Source organism: Listeria sp. ILCC797, assembly GCF_900186185.1.
Taxonomy (GTDB): domain Bacteria; phylum Bacillota; class Bacilli; order Lactobacillales; family Listeriaceae; genus Listeria; species Listeria goaensis.
In genome coordinates, this window is the sequence record NZ_FYBS01000003.1 from 159,193 (window position 1) to 179,403 (window position 20,211).

A 20,211-nucleotide genomic window follows, 5' to 3' on the forward strand; every position below is an offset into this window, starting at 1 on the left:
CTTCTTCGCATGAGATTTTCACGAAATTGGGATTAAAGTAATGATAGAGAAGCCGTCCTCACCTTGAAAAATCACGTTACCGCCTAGTTTCGCCGTTCTTTCTTCCATACCTAGTAAACCTAAATGTTTAGAAATAACTTCTGCGCCGACCCCGTTATCACGTATTTCAAAACGAGCAACTTTATTCAATACAACAAGATTCGCTTCAATGCGCGTCGCGTCGCTGTACTTTAACGAATTTGTTAATGCCTCCGTCAAGTTTTGTAAAAATACATACCACATCGGTTGGGTAATTTTAGCCAATGAACCTTTCGCATAAAAAAGCGTTTGACATTTATACTTACTTTCAAATTGGGACAGCTCATTTTTAAGCCGCGTAACCCCTAAACTTTCCTGCGCAGGCTTTGTTTCCTTCAAAGTCTTCCGAATTTCCTCGATGCCTGCTTGGCTAATTTGAATCGCATTGTTCAAAAGGAGCGCCGCCTGGTCAACATCTTTGTAAAGAATCGCCTTGCAAGCCTCAAGCTGAATGAGTCCGCCAGAAAGCGAATGCCCCAGCTCATCATGAATACGGTGCGAAAGCGCGTTTCGCTCCTCTAATTTGGCAAGGCTCGTCTCTTTCATCATTCGCGTTTCAAGTTGATCCATTTTCCCCCGCACATTTTCCAGTTGAATCCTAAGCGCTTCATTCGTCTCCTCTTTCCGTAGCAACATGTAGGACTGCTTATTTAAAATCATATAAAAAATGAATGCAAAAGCCGCAATCCATAAATAAAGCGCACTCATCTGGAAATCACGCAAAAAAAAGAGCGGCAACATCGCGATAACCGCGTATAATGCGTAGACCGAAAAACTCCATTTTTCCCCCTGTAAAAAAAGCGAAAAAACAGCAAACGGGAATAAATAGAGCAAATACGGCATGATGAGAAAGCCAAAAACCAAAATACTGCCGCAAAGCAGCACAATGAGAAAAATTCGCGCACGCCGCAGAGTAAAACTTAGTAAAGTCAGCGATAAATACAATAATATCGCCAGCAAATAACAAGCGTTTAAAAAAGCCGACAACTCTTGTATAAACACAAATAACAGCAAGAAAAGCGAAAAAACCACATCAATTTGGATTTTATAGGCATTCATTCCGCATCCCCATTTCCGCTACCCGTGAAATACAAAATCGCAATCTGCGTCCGGTGTGAAAGCCCCAGTTTCCCAAGCAAAGCCGAAATATTGTTCGCAACCGTCCCCTCTGAAATAAAAAGGAGTTTCGCAATTTCCCGATTCGACAGCCCTTTCGCTACCGCTTTCACAATATCCTTCTCACGTTCAGACAGCCCCATCGCATCAAGATCCGCATACGCCGTCTGCTTCGCCTGATTCACCGCGCGCAACTTATCCCAAATTTCCGCCTGAATAATACTCTGCTCCTGCATCACACTACAGATGGCATTCACAATTTTTTTCGGATCATTATTTTTAAGCAAATAGCCCTTCGCCCCGTTTTGAATCGCCTCCAAAATAAACGCGTCATCATCAAAAGTCGTTAAAATAATCACCTTCGTGTCCGTCTCCTGCGCAATTTTTTTCGTCGCAAGAACACCGTCCATAACAGGCATCCGAATATCAACAAGCGCCACATCAACCGCATGCTCCAAGCAAAATCGGTACGCCTCTTCTCCGTTCTGGACCGTGCCCACAACCTCCAAATTTTCCTCCGTATTCAAAATAATCTCTAAACCGCCCGTAATAAACGAATTATCGTCCGCTAAAAGGACACGAATCATATGCAAAACCCCTTATTTTTCAGATAAAAACTTCGTTAAAACAGAAATCGCAAACGGAATCGCATCTTCTTGTGGATTTAATTTAGCGTGGTGCAAACCGTACGGTGAGTCCACCCCGAGCCAAAACATACAACCCGGAATTTCCTCCAAGAAATACCCGAAGTCTTCGCCCGTCATTGCAGCCGGCGCCTCAATAAACGCCCCTTCAAACTCGCGATTTAAAAAGGCAATAAACTGTTCCGTTTCCTCCGCATGATTGTAAACTTGGCAGTAATCCGATCCCGGTGTGAACGTAATTTCGCACTGAAAAGCTTCTTCCATGCCGCGTGCAAGTTGTCTTAAACGCGTCCAAATCACGTCCATCGTTTTCTTCTTCGCCGTCCGAATCGTCCCGTCTAGGTGCGCCACCTCAGCAATAATGTTTTGCGCATCGCCGCCTGAAATTTTTCCAACCGTTATAACGGCCGCGTCCATCGGGTCGATATTCCGACTGACAATCGTCTGCATTTGCGTCACAAAATGACTCGCACAAACGACCATATCATTCGCAAGATGCGGGTACGCCGCATGCCCAGCGCGCCCTTTAAACGAAATAAAAAGTTCCGATGTGTTCGCAAAAAGAAGACCAACTTTTGTCGCAATTTGCCCCACTTTATACTCTGGCGCAATATGTAAGGCGTAAATTTCGTCAGGCCAAAATGCTTTAAATTCTTCGCTTTCTAAAATGGGCAAAGCCCCGCCAGGACCTTCCTCCGCAGGTTGAAAAATAAAAACAAGATTTTGTTCAGGCTGACTCGTCGCAAAGTGCGTCAAACACCCTAGCGCAATGCTCATATGAACATCGTGGCCGCATGCATGCATCGCTCCAGCGTGCGTAGACGCAAACGGCAGACCCGTTTTTTCAGCTAGCGGCAACGCATCCATGTCCGTCCGGTACCCAATTGTTTTCGCACCAACTCGCCCCGTGACGCGAACAAAAATCCCCGTGCGCCAAGTTTGTACCTCAAGGAACTCTTGATTCAGTCCCGCAATATAATCGAGCAAGTATTTCTGCGTTTTATGCTCCTCAAAACCAATTTCCGGAATCTGGTGTAAATCCCGTCTAATCTCAATAAAACGATTCACGAAAAACCCTCCTTTTCTAAAAGAAAGAGACGTGCCAAATGAACACGCCCCTCTTTTCATTTGATTTAAAGTTGTCGCAAGCCTTGCATAATTTCGGTTTTCGATGCCGTTTTCGCATCAAGTTCTTTTAAGACACGTGCTGGAATGCCGGCTACAACTGTTCCCGGTGCAACGTCCTTCGTCACAATCGCGCCAGCCGCAACGACTGCGCCTTTACCAATTCGTACGCCTTCAAGGACAACGACATTTGCCCCGATGACAACATCGTCCTCCACGATAACTGGTGTCGCAGAAGGTGGTTCAACAACACCCGCAAGTACTGATCCCGCCCCGATGTGACAGTTTTTGCCCACTGTTGCGCGTCCGCCAAGCACAACGTTCATATCAATCATCGTACCGTCTCCAATGACAGAGCCAATATTAATGCTAGCCCCCATCATGATAACCGCATTATCTCCAATTGTCACTTGGTCGCGAATGACTGCGCCTGGTTCAATACGCGCATTAATATTTTTTAAATCAAGCATTGGAATAGCTGAATTGCGACGATCGTTTTCCACTACATAATCCGCAATATGCGCCTCGTTTTTAGCAAGAAGAGGCTCAATGTCAGCCCATTCACCAAAAATTGTTCCCGCATTACCCGTAATAAACGTTTTAACTTCATCGGGGAAAGCAATTTTGTCTAAATCCCCTTTCAAATAAACTTTGACTGGTGTTGATTTTTTACTGTTTTGAATAAAAGAAATAATTTGATGTGCATCCATTTGTTCCATATTTAAACGCCCCTTTTTTATTTTTTAGTTTGCCATAGCTAGCGGCTTGTTTCAAGAAATTGATTTGTCACTTCTAGGAAAGCAGCAACTTGCGGTAATTCAAGCGATTGTTCATACGTCAGCAAATTGGTATCCCGCCCGAGTTCTGTCCCGTCCTTTTCAGTTAGCGGAATACGATTTACGACCGCATCGATTTCTTGACTCATTGTCACCTCAGGTAAAATCGCAAAACCAATTCCGTTTATCGCCATTTGCCTCGATGTTTCAATTTGATCCATCAACATGACTTGTTTCGGCAACTTCGAAAAGTTTCGCTGCCAGTAATCCTGAATCACTTGATAATAGTTAGAATCGCTCCGGAATTGAATAAATGGCCGATTCGTTTCAAAAACATCTTCAATTCGTTCAATCTCCTGATCCACTAAAATAAGCCGGTCCGTAAATAAATGCCGCTTCACACTTTTCCACGGCGTACTGCCACGCACAATCCCTAAATGTACTGAACCAGAAGCAAGCAATTCATGGACATCGCTACTCCAACCCGTTTGCAGTGAAATCGTCACATCGGGATATTTCTCTGTGAACATTTTTAACACCCGCGGCAGCCACATCTGCGCCACAACACTTGCACAAGCAATTCGAAGCGTACCGCGCACGACACCTTCCATCGCCTCTAGCCGCTCCTGAATTTCATGCTCTCTAGCAATGACACTCGCCGCATGTTTGACAATCGCTTCCCCTTCTGGCGTTAAAAGCAAGCCTTTTTGTGTGCGAATAAAAATCTTCGTATTCCATCTGCTTTCAATCGTCTGCAAACGTTGCGATAAAGCCGGTTGACTCAAAAAAAGTTTTTCCGCACTACGACGCATATTCAGTTCATCAGCTAGACAAACAAGCAATTCATATTCTGTGACAATCATTTTTCGTCCTCCAACGGTGCATGAATAAAGCGATTCACCTGTTTTAAAATAATTCTTCGCGTAATAATCCCTTGAAACTCATTTTCCTCATTGACCACACATAAAAATGGATTATCTACAAGCAAGCTTACGACACGTTCCGGATTAATTGCCCCTTTAATAACAGGAAATTCCGTTTGCATCGCATCTTCAACTTTTAACGTTTCAAGCTTTTCATATTCAATTCGCTCAAGGCCTAAAATCGAATCTGTAATACGTGCAGCACTAATCAGTCCGTGCAATTTAAATTCGAAATCAAGCACTGGAATAGCTGAATAGCCACATTTCGTAAGCACTAAAAGCGCATGCTCCAAATTATTCCCTACCTGTACATGGGCAACCTTCTCAGCAGAAATCATACTTTCTTCGAGCTTATCTTTGAAAAAATAACCTAATCTATTTGAAATCACGTGGAACCCTCTTCTCAATTAAATTCACGTTTTATCTCTCTAAAGTAAGTGTCTCATCACTCTTATTCTAGCATAGAAAAACAAGAATTTCCTCTATTGTTGCGCAAAAAAAAATAACTAGAACAGATTCCCCGTTCTAGCTACACCTTACAAATTAATTTTCTTGTAACGCTTCAAAAATCTCAATTGCTGTCATATCAATATCATCAAATTGATATTTACTGTTTAATTCATAAATTTCGACTTCAAACGAATTAGACGCTCGAAAGTATTTCACTTCACAGATTACCTTACCGTCTTTTTCAAAACGACGTGCTTGCGTTTCAGAAGCTTCATCCTCCTGCATCGCGTTTAAACGTTGAATAATTCCTAATAACTGAGACATCGCTTATTCTCCTCTCAAAAATCCACCTATACGAAACAAACTCGCAAGACCACTAAATTAATACTATCAAATTTTAGCGCATATAGCACCTATTAAGCAAGTCATCTGTAAAAATTCAGAAAAAGCAATTTTCTTTGAATAAAATTTGCCACAACGAGCTGTTTAGTTTTTGTGCGCGCTACAGCGTTTTAATCAAAATAAAAACCTAGTGCGAAAAGCAACCAGGTTTATAAATCGTTGTTTTGATTTTCCGTAATATCCAGCTTCGTTTTAACAGCGCGCATGATTGTCTTGTGGCGATTAAAGCCCTTCACACAAATCGTTTCGCCATTTAAAGTCGCGTAAACTTCCCCCCACGAACCAGTCGGGTTAAAACCGTAAGCATGTATTTTCAAAAGGCCATCTTTTGTTGGAAAAAAGAACGCCTCGTATTTGCCAGCTTTTGTCATGTGCGCTTCCCCTCTCAAACCACTTCCAATTGAAAATGATTATCATTATTAAAACTATTTTACGGTAAAAAAGCAAAATATGCAATAACAAAATGTAAATATTATCAGATTTTTTCAACTTTTGATTTGTGTTATCAAATTGTTTCGTTATAATTAAATTATTATACTCAATTGAAATTTTCTGATTACATGCAAAAAGGGGGTTTTCATTTGAACCAGACGAAACAAATTGCCGAAGCCATTTTTATCGTTAACCGTCATAGTAAAGTCGCCACCAACCCGGCTTACTTGTACAAGCTAAAACAAGCCGCCATCACCAAATTGCTCTCAGATGGCCATGCCGAAAAAGTCGGCTTGCAATATTCAAAAAATCCAAAAAACTGCCGCCAACACTCGCTCGTGCTGGTCAAATGTGGCGATTTCCTTTTCCATATCCCGCCCACAAAAAACGATTTAAAAGAGCTGCATCACCTCGGCGAGCAGGTTCGTTTACAATATAAGACCAAAACATCGTTGTCATTAAAGCGCGCCAAGTATTGCCTCGAAGCCTATACAAATATAAAGCCAGACACAGCAACTCAACCTACTATTTTTGAAAACAGTAGCCCCTATTTCCGCTAAAATATGATATGATGAAGCAGAAAAAGAAAGAAAGGGTGAAGCTTATGCCTAAAAATATACGCCCCGAACTGGCTGCCATTCAAATTAGCGGAATTCGCCGTTTTAACAATGAAATTGCGAATATTGAAGGCATTATGAAATTAACACTTGGCGAACCAGATTTCGATACTCCAGAACATGTCAAACAAGCCGCAATAAACGCTATTCAAGATAACTTTACAAACTACACAAACAATGCCGGCATGCCTGAACTTGTTTCCGCCGCCGCTGATTATTTTAACAAAAAATACGCGCTAGGTTTCACAAAAGAAGAAATCATCGTCACAATTGGCGCAACCGAAGCCATTGCTGTGGCACTCGAAACGATTTTAGAACCAGGCGATGAAGTCATTTTGCCTGATCCCATCTACCCTGGCTATGAACCGCTCATCAAATTGATGGACGCCGTTCCGGTCAAAGTCGACACGACGGAGTCAGCGTTCAAATTAACCCCGTCGCAATTAAAACGAGTCCTTTCTGACAAAACAAAAGCACTTATCTTGCCCTACCCGTCGAATCCAACTGGCGTAACGCTAACGGAAAGCGAGCTGAGAGAGCTTGCAAACGTCCTAGAAGGCACGGGAATTTACGTCGTCGCCGATGAAATTTACAGCGAGCTAACTTACGAGAAACCGCATACGTCCATGCGCCCGATGCTACCAGAGCAAACGATTGTCATCAACGGACTATCGAAATCGCACGCGATGATTGGCTTTCGCATCGGCTTCCTCATGGCACCCAAACCACTGCTTACAGAAATGCTGAAAATCCACCAGTACACCGTAACTTGCGCTTCTTCGATTAGTCAAAAAGCTGCGCTTCAAGCGGTGACAAAAGGTGAAAACGATGCTTTGCTGATGCGCTCAGAATACAAAGTCCGCGCCAAGTTCGTGCAGGATCGCCTTGTGAAAATGGGCTTTCAGGTCATCCCCCCAGACGGCGCATTTTATTTTTTCGTCAAGCTACCCGATTTGGTCACTGAAAACGCGTATGATTTCGCTTTGAAACTAGCTAAAGAAGCCAAAGTAGCAGTCGTGCCCGGCAATGCCTTTTCCGAAAAAGGCGACCGCTACTTCCGTTTATCTTATGCCGCTTCACTTAATAAACTCGCGCTTGCAACGGAAAATATGGCTAAATTTATGGAAAAAAATTATTCTATTTAAAATCGAGATTGTTACATAAAAACAAGCATAAATTCAGTAAAAAACATGTCTCCAGATGATATTATTACTGAATTTATGCTTATATTTTGTTACCTAATAAAACGATTATTTAAAGGCGATGACAATCTTATTAATAAAAACGCAAACTAATAAAAATTTTGCATCAATAAGCAATATTTATTGAATTGTATTTTAAAAGTGGTTATAATTTGCTTGTATTCTTAATATTTGGAAAGAATACACATTTTTTGAGGGGGGAAGGCATATTACTTAGGTAAAATAGTCACAAAAATATACTATATAGACCCTTTCTTTAGTTATCCCCTTGGAAACAAGGAATCAAAAGGAGGAAGAAAGATGAAGAAAAAAGTACAATTTGTGACCGCATTAGCTACAGCAGGAGTGTTCGTTTTAGCACCCGTATCTACTAATTTTGAGAACGCTGTCCCAACAATTCAGACAGGGGACCAAAAAGCTAGTGCTGCAACTATTGATTTACTTAAAGATGCCCATTTACAACCAACTTATCAAAACGGGAAATTACAATTAACACTTACAGGACAACAGCTGGCGAATATTGGCTTAATTTCCGAGTACTACACATACTTTACTTTGCCTACCGAACTTACGTCATTACTAGATTCACCTGAAGTTCGCGCAAATACTACACTTTCATACTCTATACCAATTCTTTCTATAGGACCAATCGGATTGCCACCTCATCAAGGAACGGTCACTGGCGATCAATTAATCATTGATAAAGAACATCAGTCTATTGGGGCAAAAATCAATCATGGTCTAGCCTCAGTTGGAATTGCGGCAACAAATAACTTCACACTAACTATCGATTTAGCAAGTTTAGGTATTTCTCAATTGCCTTCATCTCCAGATAGTCAATTGGAATTTGCTGCACTAAGTAGCGACACCCTTTTAAACTTGAACCTACTTGGAAATCCAAATGCGGCACAAGCCTCATTAGAAACTACACTTCCTGATCAAGTAAAACCGACTATTAGTGCCACAGATAAAACGATATCCGTCGGAGATAATTTTGATCCAAAAGCAGGTGTAACAGCTTCCGATGACCGAGATGGAGATATTACCAATAAAATCGAAGTCGTTTCAAACAATGTTGACACAACTAAAGCAGGTACGTATGACGTCACATATAGCGTAACAGATTCTTCGGGTAACACTGAAACCAAAACGATTATCGTTACCGTGCAGGACGATTGGGAAAATTTCCAAATTGGGAAAATAACATCAGTCAATCCTATTAATACAGCATCTACTAGCATTTCTGGTTATACCACTTATGATGACACTTCTCAAATTCCTAGTGGGACAAAAATTTATGCTAATGCCGTCTTCGATACTCAAAATGGCTATACAAACACAATTATTACTGAAATTGAATATAAAAATGGTTACTTCAAGATTCCCGTACCAGACAATGTTAAATGGCAAGAAGGAGACACTGTTCCCGTTTATCTTACAGCGGTGAATGCTAACCGCACTAAGAAAAGCGAACCATTTCTTGCTCCTGTTTTAGCAGAGCCATTTTAAAAACGTATACTGAATAAAAAGACATCCCGTAATGAACCTGAAATAGGTTTTACGGGATGTTTTTTAATTATAATATTTAATTAGCGCCTGCGTTCCCGCTTCGCTAAGACCACGTTCAGCGAGTGTTTGATACATTTGTTCAGCTAAAGTTAAACCAGGTAAGTCAATCCCCATTTTTTTTGCTTCATCAATTGCGATTCGCATATCTTTGATAAAATGTTTAATGAAAAAGCCCGGTGAGAAATCATCTTTTAGAACGCGTGGGATTAAATTGCTGAGCGACCAACTGCCTGCCGCCCCACCGGCGATGGATTTCAAGACGCGTTCAGGATCAAGTCCTGCCTTTTCTGCATAAAAAATCGCCTCTGTGACGCCTATCATATTCGAGGCAATCGCAATTTGATTCACCATTTTCGTATGCTGGCCAGAACCAGCACCGCCTTGTAAAATGATGCTTTCGCCAAGCGCCTCAAAAATCGGTTTGGCGCGCTGGAACGCCGACTCGTCCCCGCCGACCATAATACTAAGCGTACCGTTTTTCGCGCCAATATCCCCACCTGAAACAGGGGCATCTAAAACTGCAATGCCTGCCTCTATACCTTCCGCAGCAATTTGTGCAGCTAGTTCTGGTGAGGAGGTCGTCATATCAATCGCGAGTGTGTCAGGTTGCATCGTTTCTAAAAAGCCGCCCTCGGATAGGTACAACTCTTCGACGTCGCTCGGATAGCCAACCATAGTAATTAAAACGTCCACCGTAGCCGCTAATTCAGCTGGGTTGTCATGCCAAGTCGCCCCTTCATTTAGAAGCTCCTCTGCTTTGGATTTTGTTCGCGTATAAATATGTAAGTCAAAACCCGCTTTCAGCAAATTTCGAACCATGCTTTTTCCCATCACACCAATACCAATAAAACCAATTTTTTTCATCGAAACTCCTCCTCTATAAAAATGAAATAAGAAATAGCACTAGGAACATAAGCAAAATCAAGCCGACAATCATTAAATTTAATTTTTTATGCATCATCACAACCGCAATAAATTCGCGCATTAAAGCGCTTGGCATGTAATAGAAGGCCGTCTTTGAACCAATTCCTTGGCTCTTTAAACCCGCTTTCTTCGCATAAAGACCTGCTCGAAACAAGTGAAAATTGTTCGTCGTGAAAATGCTGTTATACTTCGGCAAAATCGCGTCCATTTTCGCCTTCGAAAAGCGCATATTTTGCAGCGTATTCACTGATTTGTCCTCCATCATGATGTAGTCCTCGGGAATCCCTTTTTCAAGCAAATAAAGCCGCATCGCGTTCGCCTCAGACGTCAGTTCGTCCTCACCTTGCCCACCAGATACGATCATCGTCGCTTGTTTCCCCTTTTTTTCAAGCTGTTTTTTGTAAAAAGAAATCGCTTTGTCTAGCCTGCTCGCAAGTAATGGTGGGACCTTATCACCAATTAAGCCGCTTCCGAGCACAATGATAAAATCTTGGTTGTAGCGCGGGAAATTGTATTGATAGACGAAACAAGAAATTAAAAACGTCACAAAGAAAAACGTGAAATACGTTAAAATTGTAATAATCGCTGCGTAAAGGACCGCAAGTTGCGGAATCGAAATTACTGACCCTTGTGCGATGCCCCAAATAAACAAAGCTAACAACCCTAGACCAGCGAACATCGGCAACAAGTTAGCAAGCCGCTTCCCTTCTTTTTTCATCATCGTACGCCCATTCATTATAAGCCCGAAAATAAGACCGAAGAAAAAGAACGGAATAAGCAAAAAGAGAATAATCGCAACCCCCGTCACTATAACCCGAACGAGATCAACTCGGTCTGAAACCGTCAAAACGACATAAAGAATTGACAACAACAAGAAAAACAAACCAATTGTCAAAAATATCCCGTTACTAATTCTACGCCTATCCCACACGTAAAGCACAGCAAAAACCATTAAAAAAACGGCCGCAAAGAAAGCAAAAAACATCGTTTCATCCCCTTTTTATTGTTCCCATTCATTATAACTTTTCATGCTTTATTTCGCTACACTCAGCTTCTTTTTTGTGAAGCCCAGCTAGCTTTTCCAAAAAACCTTCGTTATACTGAGGATAAACGCTATAAAAAGGAGGAACAACATGAATCTTGAGTCGGTTATGAACGAGCTCGCGGCGCTAGGGAGTGAGCAGACGAAGAAGACTTTGCTACGTCATGATGTGAACGAGCCATTGTTCGGTGTGAAAATTGGAGATATGAAAAAACAACTTGTGAAAAAAGTAAAAGCTGCGAATTTGGCACACGCCCTTTTCGAAACCGGAAATTATGATGCACAGTATTTAGCGGGCTTAACGTGTGACCCAAAGCAACTTACAAAAGAAGATTTGCTTCACTGGGCAGAAATTGCCAATTCGAAAAGCATTCGTGAAGCAATTGTCGCAAGCCTTGCAGCAGAAACTCCGTACGCTACTGCCCTCGCCAATTATTGGCTTCACGAGGCACCAAAAGAACTTGAAAGCACTGGCTGGAGCTGCTACGCAAATTACCTTTCCATCGCGAAAGACGAAGAAATCAATAAAACCGAAGTGCTTCATTTGTTAGAAAAAGTCGAAAAAACAATCCACGACGCAAGAAACAACGTCAAATACACCATGAACAATTTTGTTATCTGCACCGGAACCTATTACCCACCCCTTCTTTCGCAAGCGGAATCTGTTGCCAAGAACATCGGCACAGTCTATGTGGATATGGGCAACACCGCGTGTAAAGTCCCCGTGGCATCTACGTACATTCAAAAAGTCATCGAAATGGACCGCATTGGCAAAAAACGCAAACGCGCCATTTGCTGAGCATAAAAAAAAGAGTGCTTTTAGGCACTCAAGTAAGGTTAATTCCAACTAAAAACAAAAAGACCCTAGCCAAGATAAGATGGCTAGGTCAAAAGGTTGAACAGCTCGTTTTGTAATTAAAGGAATACTTATGATGAGGCATACAGTGTTTTCCTCATCACAAGTAATATCTTACCAGACTTCACCGCCATTTTCTGTAGACATTTTTTGAACAATCGCGCAAAAATAATCCCCTTTTTTGTTCATTTTGAAGAAAGCTAGTGCGGATTATTACAAAAACAGCGGGTTTTACCCATTTTATCCCCGCAAACAAATTGCATATGCAATCACTATACAAACACATATAAAAGCAAAAATCATTTCCGCAGATGCACTGCGCTTCTAATGATTTTTGCTTTTTTAGAATGTGTAGTTTTGTAGTTAAAAAAACTAGTTTCCCAATGCTAAATTGCAGCCATATTTCATAATATGTAGACTAGAATACCACAAAAATGCAGAAACTGTAGTTTTTATGCACGGATTAAAACTTTATGTATGGAACACCCTAAAAATACGCCTCCTGTATTTCCATCTCACAATGCATAGATTAAAACACTGCCGAATTGGGCCAGATACGTTCTGATGTGGATTTACATTTCATAATACATAGATTAAAACAAATAGAAGCTTTAAAAGAAATTGTAGAAGAAGCGCATTTACATTTCATAATACATAGATTAAAACGTGTCTTTCTCGGCGTATCCCCAACCGTCAACTTTTGTATTTACATTTCATAATACATAGATTAAAACAATTCAAAGTTTTAAATCAAAATACGATCCAAATTACATTTACATTTCATAATACATAGATTAAAACATGTTCGCGCGCGTCGTTCGCTTGGTCTAAATCCCTCATTTACATTTCATAATACATAGATTAAAACTGAAACATGGCAAGTTATAAAATATTAAAAAGATTTAATTTACATTTCATAATACATAGATTAAAACAGGTACCCTCGCGAGCCCTACTCCCATCTTACCTCAAAAAGGCTTTTCTGTCGACCTCTGATTTTCGGGAGTTATTTTTCAAGTTTTCCTTAGTTTCACAAACAAAAAAACTTGTTATCCATTCTGCCAGAACGGATAACAAGTTTTTGTCGACCCCCAGGTGTTTTTACGCTATCTAGCATCGACAGATTAGAAAAAATTAGATGTCTTACTATCTTCAAGACCTAAAAACTCTTTTTCTAGCCACTTTTGATTGCGACTATTAAAAATAATGACAGAGTCCATCTCTTTTCGAATATGTTGATTAAGTTCAAGCTTTAGTTGCATGAGAAGTGCTGGTGTAACCTCCCCTTCAAAAACGGACTTTTGAATGTGTGTTAAATATTTTTTACAAGTTTTAAAAATCTTACGCGCAACTTTCGCACTGCCCTCGCCATTTGGAATATCATAGATTAAGATAATATACATAAAATCACCACCACATCTTAAAACCTTGATAAGGCTCATCTTCCATTAAAGTTTTAACAATTTTATAACATTCCAGACGAATTAAGCGACGGTAGGAAACATTTCGCTTTAAATCTCGATGACGAAGTGTTTCTTTTAGCCTTTCATCATACGCTTGTAGCACTTTCTTTTGACCACTCGGTTTCATATAATAGAAATTGGCTTTTTCCTCAAAGTCGCCCTCCGTAATCGTATTTTTATTCAACAAAGAAAAAATTAATCGATCACCTATTATATGTTCCAGAGTAAAACCGTAGTAATTAAAAATATGTACGGGAATCTTTTTCTCTGCTAAATAATTTAAACACTTCGTATTCGTCGTAACCTCACCAAACAAATAAATATCCCGTGTCAGCTCAATCTTCTAATTCGCATTATGCCACCTTAGAAAAACTGAGTTTCTTTCTCCCTTTCTTTTCGTGTCACGCCAATTTCTTTATCATACAAGCACTCCATAATATTAAGCCGTTTATATTCTGACAGTTTAAAGGTATCGCTCTCCGATTTATCATACCAATACGCCGGAACATCCACTTGCAAATCCTTTATTTCTTCCCATAATTTCTGCCTTTCAAGTTTGCCAAAAGCATTTTGATATTTTTCCATAAGCATATTATTTTCCTCAAAAATCTTTCTCGGAATAACCGACACCGATTGAATATTGCGGAATAACTCTCTTGCCTTTTGCTTATCTAGTTCATACGCGCACATATCCTTCAAGTATTTAATATTATTTTCAAGCTCTTCATTATACATCGTCCCAGCTAACTTCTCATACGAATAAACCTCATCAATCAGCCGCATCTTCTCGCACTCCAACAATTTCCCATCAAGCCCAGAAATCGCTTCTTTAGAAAACTTAAAAATGTCCTTATCAACAACATAACCAACACCACTACACCATTTCTCACCACCATCATACACAAAAATATTGTTTTCAGCCGGATTTTCGCGTTTTCTATAACAACGTCCCATTCTTTGAAACAAACCATTTATGTCAGAAAGCTCCGTAAACAACAAATCGAAGTCAATATCTAACGAGGCTTCCACGACTTGTGTCGCGACCCAAACACCCGTAAAATCCGCTTCTAGCTCTCCGTCACTAAAAATAGCTTCCTCTTTTTGACGGCGATCTCCGCGAATAAATTGGCTATGGAACAAATGGGTATTAATGCCAGCATTTCGTATGGCAGTAAATATTTCTTTCGCTTTTTGCACCGTATTGCAAATGACTAAAACTCGTTTTCCAAAAGAGTGCTCTAAAATATCTTGAATATCTATTTCGCGGTGCAACACACGTATTGAATGGCGAAATACGTCAGTAATAAACGGTTTTTCTGGCATAGTAAACTCAAGATTCTCCTGTTTCATGTAATGCGTAACAATTCCAGGCAAAGTCGCTGTTAAAATCGCAAATTTGCCGCCAAAATCTTGAATATACTTAAGCCCAATGACAACATAAGCAAGCAAATCAGGTGAATACATCTGAACTTCATCTAAAATCACTTTACTATAAGATAAAGTTGCAAGTTTATGCTCAAAACCCGGATAGCGATAAACAATATCAAATATCTGATCTAATGTGCAAATAGTAAGCGGTAGCGACAATTGTTTCGTCCGCGTCATATATTCATCAATATCATGTTCTTCTTCATCTAACAAATAGCGCGAAAAAATATCCGAATGCAATAAACCAACTTTTTCAGTCGTATTCTCGGTCGAAATTTCCGTTTTCACCCGTTCATAAATACTATTTATCGCCGTTTTTAGCGGTAAAGTGAAAAAGCCTTTTGCATCGCCTATCCATAAAAGCCCTGCTTCCGTCTTACCCATTCCAGTCTGCGCCACCACAACGACATTCTCATTTTGATGCGCATACATAAATTTTTGCAGCGGATTCCACTCTAAAATCTCTTTTTCATCTTTCCAAGCCGCCAAATCCCGCTCCAAAAACTTATTTTCCCATTCAACCGGCACGCCAGCACTAGCCGCATAATCAATCCGATTCAGCAAACCTTTTAAGAGGACGTATTTTTTAAAGTTATCATAATCATTTTCAAAGGTTAGTTCCCCCACAGCGAAAAATTCTGTTTCAAGTTCATCTGCGGGTTCAATTGGTTGCTCCCATTTCGTATAATCAAAATTTGCCGCAGCTTCTTTCAGCATTTTAAACCCTGCTTCAATATCTTTTGTTTTCCCGTGAAATTTTCGTTCATGATGATAAGCAATCGCTTGAAAGACAACTTTAATATCATTTTTGCTATACCCAAGCTCTTCCAGACGCTCTAAGTCAATAAAAGCTAAACTTAAATAACCGTGAGGAATCTCATTTTCTAATTTCTTTTTACCTGAAAATAATTTAGCTTGAAATAAGTCATTCATCTTACCAAAATCATGCAATAAACAAACGTATCGTAACAAATACCAATCAATTTTGATATCTGGATAATTAGCTTTTAAGATATCATAATTGCGTAGTAATTCATCTGTATGCTCTTGAATCGTTTCTTTTGGATTTGATTTCGCATAAAACGTCCTCATATTTTCCCTCCAAATTTTAAAAGCGGAGAATCTCAAAATCCCCCGCTCCTCTTTTTTATACAAAAAACACTAAATATCCGTCCGAATCCACCCAGAAATCACGTTTTCGCATACCACGAAATTCCGACATATAAAATACATCTTTTTTATTCCATCTACGGAAAATTTTAGGTTTTTTGGCAGTTCCAAAATTTTCTAACACATAGTTCTTTGGTAAACGATAACGCGTTCCGACCTGTTCTAAACCGTATAATTCTGTCCGCTTCACATCAGTTTCACTCTCAACTGGCACATAAGCCCCGTAATTTTCCGGCAAACCAGCTTGTTTGGAAAGTGTTTTCACATCAACATCAACTTCCTTCGCTTCTATAATCGTCGCAATATCCTCACGACGCCCAAGCGACGGATACTCTTTCGGCCGGCTAAACGCATCTAAAATCACTTCAAAATCTTCTTCTTTTTTGGGTAAAATATGAAGTAAAAGTTCAACGTCAACTAATAGCTCCGCTGTCGCAATACCCCGACCAACGCCTAGCCCATTAACATCAATTTGATGCCGCCCTTTCTCAAAACTCATACCAGATTTAAATTCATAACGCGTATATAAATCGTTCACTTTTGAAAAATATTTTCCTTGCACACTAATATCCATCTCATGATACGACTCAAAACCAGCCAGCGCATGAACCATGCCAATCACCGTTGAAAACGGCGGAAGCGGATATGTTTCCTTCAACTGGAAACTAGTCGGCTTTTTGTAATTCACAAAATCCTGCCAAAGCTTCACCCTAATTGCTTTCATAATACGCACTTACTTTCGATTTTAAAGCATCAAAAAAGACGGGAACAGCTGTCGCATGCCAAGTTTCACGAATCTCCGTTTCATTATCAAAAATCCCTTTCAAAACACCTGAAAGCGTATCTTGGCGCATCGCCTCAGGCAAGACATCATCGGAAACCGCAACCTTATTTTCCTTCACAAAGACTTCATTTTGGAAAATTGGATTTTTAATATCGTACACGCCACCAATAATAAATAACGGTTTTAAATCCTCTCGGCGACCACGAATATCACGATATAAAAATTGAATCGTATCAAGCAACTTGTTCACCCGGCGCGCCTTTTCCGCATTATCAATTTGAATTTCCCCATCAATCCCAATTTGATCCAAATCCATTGTGATTGTGTAGCGATAAAAAGAACGATGAATTTCCGACTGCGCAATATTCATATGCTCCCCAATTTTATCCGCTTGACCTTTATTTGTTAAAAAGTCTAAATCGCCTTTATATGTTTCCATTGATATTGCATTCGAAAGACGAACTTTCGCATTACGCTTTTGGCCACTCGTCCCTTTTTCCGTTTTCATATAACCAAAAAAATCAATTTCTGGATATTTATTAATTTGTGCATTTGCGTCAAATTGAATCACTTTTTTATCGCCACTACCTTCTGCTTGAACTGGTGCAGTCTCCTCACCAAGCTGTTCAATCATATTGTAACGAAGCGCTTGACGTGAGATGTATGTATATAAATCACCATTATCACGTGAAATTTTCTTCAGTGCCGATACATTCCCAATTGATTCCCCGTAATTTGCACTTTCTGCTTGAAAAATAATCGTTGCTGTTAATCCTTTAGTTTTCATTTTGCTTCCTCCTTATTGTTCACATTCGTCTCACCGATTAATCCTGTCAAATAGGCATAACCAATCGTTCTAAAATTATCATCATTATCAAAAATCCGTAAGAAAATCTTTGGTACTTGTTTATCTACAGCAGAATAATTTTTAAGTAAAATATCCATAAACAAGCCACGATTCACTGTTTTAACCGCGTTAAGCATCTGATGCGCAATACCTTGTATTTTTTGATCTCTTTTGCGAGATTTTAAATCTTCCTTGAAATAATAGGCATTAGCGCGTACTTTCTCCAAATCTTCAAGCGTAATTGTTTGCGACATATTCCCCGCTCCTCCCGTAAAATAACTATTCATTTTAAGCACAATCATAATATGATGACTATAATAAAATAATTGACCATAATTCGCGATTTTATAATAAACAAGCTTATGAATTAGCAAAAATAGGTTTTGATTATCGAGCAAGTTTTTAATGACTTCCTGAAAGAGATACAACCTATCGTTACCATCTTTGAAATTCATTCCAATTAAACTTTTCAGTTCGTCCTCAAAACGATTCATCAATTCAAGGACTGGTTTAGATAACAAATTAAAGCGATAGTTTTCATTTTCATAACGAACAACTTGAATATCAGCTAGCTCATAACGATGCTTTTCAACTTGCTTCTCTTGTACCAGCGAAACAAGGACGCGATAAACGGATTTATTTCTATCATCTAGCCCTGTACTTAAGTCATTTTTCATGGCTTGATTCACATGAACCATCTCTTTAATATTCGCATTGCTGTTAATAAAAATTCCCTCGCGTTGAATAAACGTAAAACCAGCAGGCATACACGCATAAACAAGTCTACAAACTGGACACATCGCCAAATCATTATCTTGATTCCAAATATGCGATGCTTTCCTCGCAACATCAAACCCTGTATTTGTTAAAAAAGAGTAGTCTAGCTTTAAATCTTTTATTTTCGCGTCACAATTGGCACAGTGATACTTATATTTCGTTTTATCCGCCTCTAAATAAGCTTTTGCTGGTTCTACAAAATGATTTTCAAAGTCAATGTAGAAATCTTTCTCTTTCGTATTGCGATTCAAAAAAGAAACGCCTTCCCAATTATTTTTAATTAACGTATAAACGACATTCTTCCCTGCCAAATATTTCCGACCTTTTTCTGATGAGGCGTAATCAATGAGCTTTGTCAGAACCTCGAAGTTTTCTTTTACTTGTGGCAGAATATCTGCCTTAACCTCACTAAAAACGTCTTTCTTTTTCAAATTAATCGGTTTTAAAGTTTTTATTTCTATTTCTGGATCAAAGTCTGTGTCAATTAGTGAAAAAGCAGCTTTATAGCTAGCGCTTGAAAAGTAGTATTTTACTACATTTTTGATATAAAGATTTAAATTTTCTAAATCTTTTTCTGAAAAATTATCAAATTGATTTTCTTCAAACTCAGTTATTTTTTCTTTATATGACACAATCCTATGCCAAGGTAAAACTTTTTCATATGTATCAATCAAATAATCAAAATACTTTTTGGAGAAGTCTTCTAACAATTCCCGATTGACTGACACTCGCTGATTATCAATGTAAGTTACATTTTCCTCACCTACAATGTTAATAAATCCAGAAAGAGCTGAATTAAAAGCCCAATCTGATGTTTCAAATTCCAACATATGTTTTCACCTCCTGTAGCCTAAACCTCGACGAAACCGAAACCTATACCCGTGTTTGAGCCTACTCCATTTCGCAACATTTCGTTCAGCAAATAAGCTTTCCCAAAAACGCCCATCGTCCCGATTGAACAAACTACTTTCATTCCATAAATATCCACTACAGTTTTCTTCATTTGTCGTGTATCAAATTGCAAATCTTGAATATCTTTTTCAATATAACTCCCGTATTTCTTACGCAATTTTGTACAAAGATTACTTTTTAATGTTGCCTCAAAAGCATCATCAGCAAAATAATAGAATGTATCTTTGTACGTTTCTCGATTATGTGACTTAATAATAAGCGGTGACAAGAATTTAAAATACGCTTGCTCCTGATGGATATCAGGCACAGAAACAATTTGAATATCCTTTATTACTAGCTGATTATTTTTAGTGAAATTCAATTTCTTATTACGAAGTCCGCAAAATGCATTATAGAAATTGACACATAGTTCTGTATTGCCCGTTGAAAAATTGAATACGCCTTCATTTGAACCCAACTCAATCATATCCGTTTTAAAAACTGGGTTATGCAAGAACACCGAAAATGTGTAATCTTTTTGTCTATTTGAATGAAAAAGTTCATCAAAAAGTTGTGGATTTTCTTTTTCTAGTCCCATTTTCATAATGCTCAAAAACTTTCTCCGATAATCTCTCGGAATTTCATTTTCTGTAAATTGAAAATTGACTTTTAATCTCATTTATATCCCTCCTCCC

21 protein-coding genes and 1 CRISPR repeat array are annotated in these 20,211 nt (G+C 39.2%); of the genes, 4 read left to right on the plus strand and 17 right to left on the minus strand.

The features are described from left to right. Positions 1-18: 18 nt before the first annotated feature. The 8 genes from BN1609_RS04605 to BN1609_RS04640 all read right to left on the minus strand — a co-directional run bounded on the left by BN1609_RS04605 (position 19) and on the right by BN1609_RS04640 (position 5,885). A complete protein-coding gene (locus BN1609_RS04605) occupies positions 19-1,137 on the minus strand; it encodes a sensor histidine kinase (RefSeq protein ID WP_088809496.1) in 1,119 nt (372 codons plus the stop codon). After that, positions 1,134-1,781 (minus strand): response regulator transcription factor, encoded by a 648-nt coding sequence (locus tag BN1609_RS04610; RefSeq protein ID WP_088816251.1) that lies wholly within the window; start codon positions 1,779-1,781, stop codon positions 1,134-1,136. The genes BN1609_RS04605 and BN1609_RS04610 overlap by 4 nt, the downstream gene beginning before the upstream one ends. A gap of 12 nt (positions 1,782-1,793) precedes the next feature. Beyond that, entirely contained in the window at positions 1,794-2,966 is a 1,173-nt protein-coding gene (locus BN1609_RS04615) for an N-acetyldiaminopimelate deacetylase (protein WP_179946623.1), read from the minus strand. 5 nt (positions 2,967-2,971) lie between these two features. Beyond that, complete coding sequence (gene dapD / locus BN1609_RS04620) at positions 2,972-3,682, minus strand: 2,3,4,5-tetrahydropyridine-2,6-dicarboxylate N-acetyltransferase (RefSeq protein ID WP_088809493.1); 711 nt, start codon at positions 3,680-3,682, stop codon at positions 2,972-2,974. A 38-nt stretch (positions 3,683-3,720) separates the two neighbouring features. After that, positions 3,721-4,602: a LysR family transcriptional regulator gene (locus tag BN1609_RS04625; protein WP_088809492.1), complete on the minus strand. Its 882-nt coding sequence runs from the start codon at positions 4,600-4,602 to the stop codon at positions 3,721-3,723. After that, a complete protein-coding gene (cbpB, locus tag BN1609_RS04630) occupies positions 4,599-5,051 on the minus strand; it encodes a cyclic-di-AMP-binding protein CbpB (protein WP_088809491.1) in 453 nt (150 codons plus the stop codon). Before cbpB ends, BN1609_RS04625 begins: the two co-directional genes overlap by 4 nt. 154 nt (positions 5,052-5,205) lie before the next feature. Next, positions 5,206-5,436 carry a YkuJ family protein gene (locus BN1609_RS04635; protein WP_088809490.1) on the minus strand — a complete coding sequence of 77 codons (231 nt, stop codon included), beginning with the start codon at positions 5,434-5,436 and terminating at the stop codon, positions 5,206-5,208. A 227-nt stretch (positions 5,437-5,663) separates the two neighbouring features. Further along, entirely contained in the window at positions 5,664-5,885 is a 222-nt protein-coding gene (locus BN1609_RS04640; RefSeq protein ID WP_088809489.1) for a hypothetical protein, read from the minus strand. A 210-nt stretch (positions 5,886-6,095) separates the two neighbouring features. Between BN1609_RS04640 and BN1609_RS04645 the strand changes: the two genes are divergently transcribed. From BN1609_RS04645 to BN1609_RS14055, 3 genes are all read left to right on the plus strand, one after another. Then, positions 6,096-6,506, plus strand: coding sequence for a YkyB family protein (locus BN1609_RS04645; protein ID WP_088809488.1), 411 nt, complete (start codon positions 6,096-6,098; stop codon positions 6,504-6,506). Positions 6,507-6,550: 44 nt separating this feature from the next. Next, the gene (locus BN1609_RS04650) at positions 6,551-7,708 is read left to right on the plus strand and encodes an aminotransferase class I/II-fold pyridoxal phosphate-dependent enzyme (protein ID WP_088840556.1); all 1,158 of its coding nucleotides are present in this window, start codon (positions 6,551-6,553) and stop codon (positions 7,706-7,708) included. Positions 7,709-8,065: 357 nt separating this feature from the next. Further along, positions 8,066-9,274, plus strand: a complete 1,209-nt coding sequence (locus tag BN1609_RS14055; RefSeq protein WP_240310304.1) for an immunoglobulin-like domain-containing protein — start codon at positions 8,066-8,068, stop codon at positions 9,272-9,274. Positions 9,275-9,337: 63 nt separating this feature from the next. On the opposite strand, the gene BN1609_RS04660 is transcribed toward BN1609_RS14055, so the two are convergent. Further along, complete coding sequence (locus BN1609_RS04660; RefSeq protein ID WP_088816249.1) at positions 9,338-10,198, minus strand: NAD(P)-dependent oxidoreductase; 861 nt, start codon at positions 10,196-10,198, stop codon at positions 9,338-9,340. 13 nt (positions 10,199-10,211) lie between these two features. Then, positions 10,212-11,243, minus strand: a complete 1,032-nt coding sequence (locus BN1609_RS04665) for a YdcF family protein (RefSeq protein WP_088809485.1) — start codon at positions 11,241-11,243, stop codon at positions 10,212-10,214. Between the two features lie 148 nt (positions 11,244-11,391). Between BN1609_RS04665 and BN1609_RS04670 the strand changes: the two genes are divergently transcribed. Then, the gene (locus BN1609_RS04670; RefSeq protein WP_088809484.1) at positions 11,392-12,099 is read left to right on the plus strand and encodes a DNA alkylation repair protein; all 708 of its coding nucleotides are present in this window, start codon (positions 11,392-11,394) and stop codon (positions 12,097-12,099) included. A 563-nt stretch (positions 12,100-12,662) separates the two neighbouring features. After that, positions 12,663-13,091: direct repeats of the CRISPR family, unit length 30 nt; unit sequence ATTTACATTTCATAATACATAGATTAAAAC. 189 nt (positions 13,092-13,280) lie between these two features. Here BN1609_RS04670 and cas2 read toward each other — a convergent pair. From cas2 to cas6, 7 genes are read right to left on the minus strand one after another with little or no spacing between them, the layout of a single operon-like run. Beyond that, a complete protein-coding gene (gene cas2, locus BN1609_RS04675) occupies positions 13,281-13,559 on the minus strand; it encodes a CRISPR-associated endonuclease Cas2 (RefSeq protein ID WP_088816248.1) in 279 nt (92 codons plus the stop codon). A gap of 4 nt (positions 13,560-13,563) precedes the next feature. Beyond that, the gene (locus tag BN1609_RS04680) at positions 13,564-13,959 is read right to left on the minus strand and encodes a CRISPR-associated endonuclease Cas1 (RefSeq protein ID WP_088816247.1); all 396 of its coding nucleotides are present in this window, start codon (positions 13,957-13,959) and stop codon (positions 13,564-13,566) included. A gap of 23 nt (positions 13,960-13,982) precedes the next feature. Further along, positions 13,983-16,139, minus strand: coding sequence for a CRISPR-associated helicase/endonuclease Cas3 (locus BN1609_RS04685; protein ID WP_088840557.1), 2,157 nt, complete (start codon positions 16,137-16,139; stop codon positions 13,983-13,985). Positions 16,140-16,194: 55 nt separating this feature from the next. Further along, the gene (cas5, locus tag BN1609_RS04690) at positions 16,195-16,950 is read right to left on the minus strand and encodes a CRISPR-associated protein Cas5 (protein WP_205408885.1); all 756 of its coding nucleotides are present in this window, start codon (positions 16,948-16,950) and stop codon (positions 16,195-16,197) included. Further along, complete coding sequence (gene cas7i / locus BN1609_RS04695) at positions 16,928-17,788, minus strand: type I-B CRISPR-associated protein Cas7/Cst2/DevR (protein ID WP_088840558.1); 861 nt, start codon at positions 17,786-17,788, stop codon at positions 16,928-16,930. Before cas7i ends, cas5 begins: the two co-directional genes overlap by 23 nt. Next, positions 17,785-19,455 (minus strand): type I-B CRISPR-associated protein Cas8b1/Cst1, encoded by a 1,671-nt coding sequence (gene cas8a1 / locus BN1609_RS04700; RefSeq protein WP_088840559.1) that lies wholly within the window; start codon positions 19,453-19,455, stop codon positions 17,785-17,787. Before cas8a1 ends, cas7i begins: the two co-directional genes overlap by 4 nt. Before the next feature lie 20 nt (positions 19,456-19,475). Further along, positions 19,476-20,195: a CRISPR-associated endoribonuclease Cas6 gene (gene cas6, locus BN1609_RS04705; protein ID WP_088840560.1), complete on the minus strand. Its 720-nt coding sequence runs from the start codon at positions 20,193-20,195 to the stop codon at positions 19,476-19,478. Between the last annotated feature and the right edge of the window lie 16 nt (positions 20,196-20,211).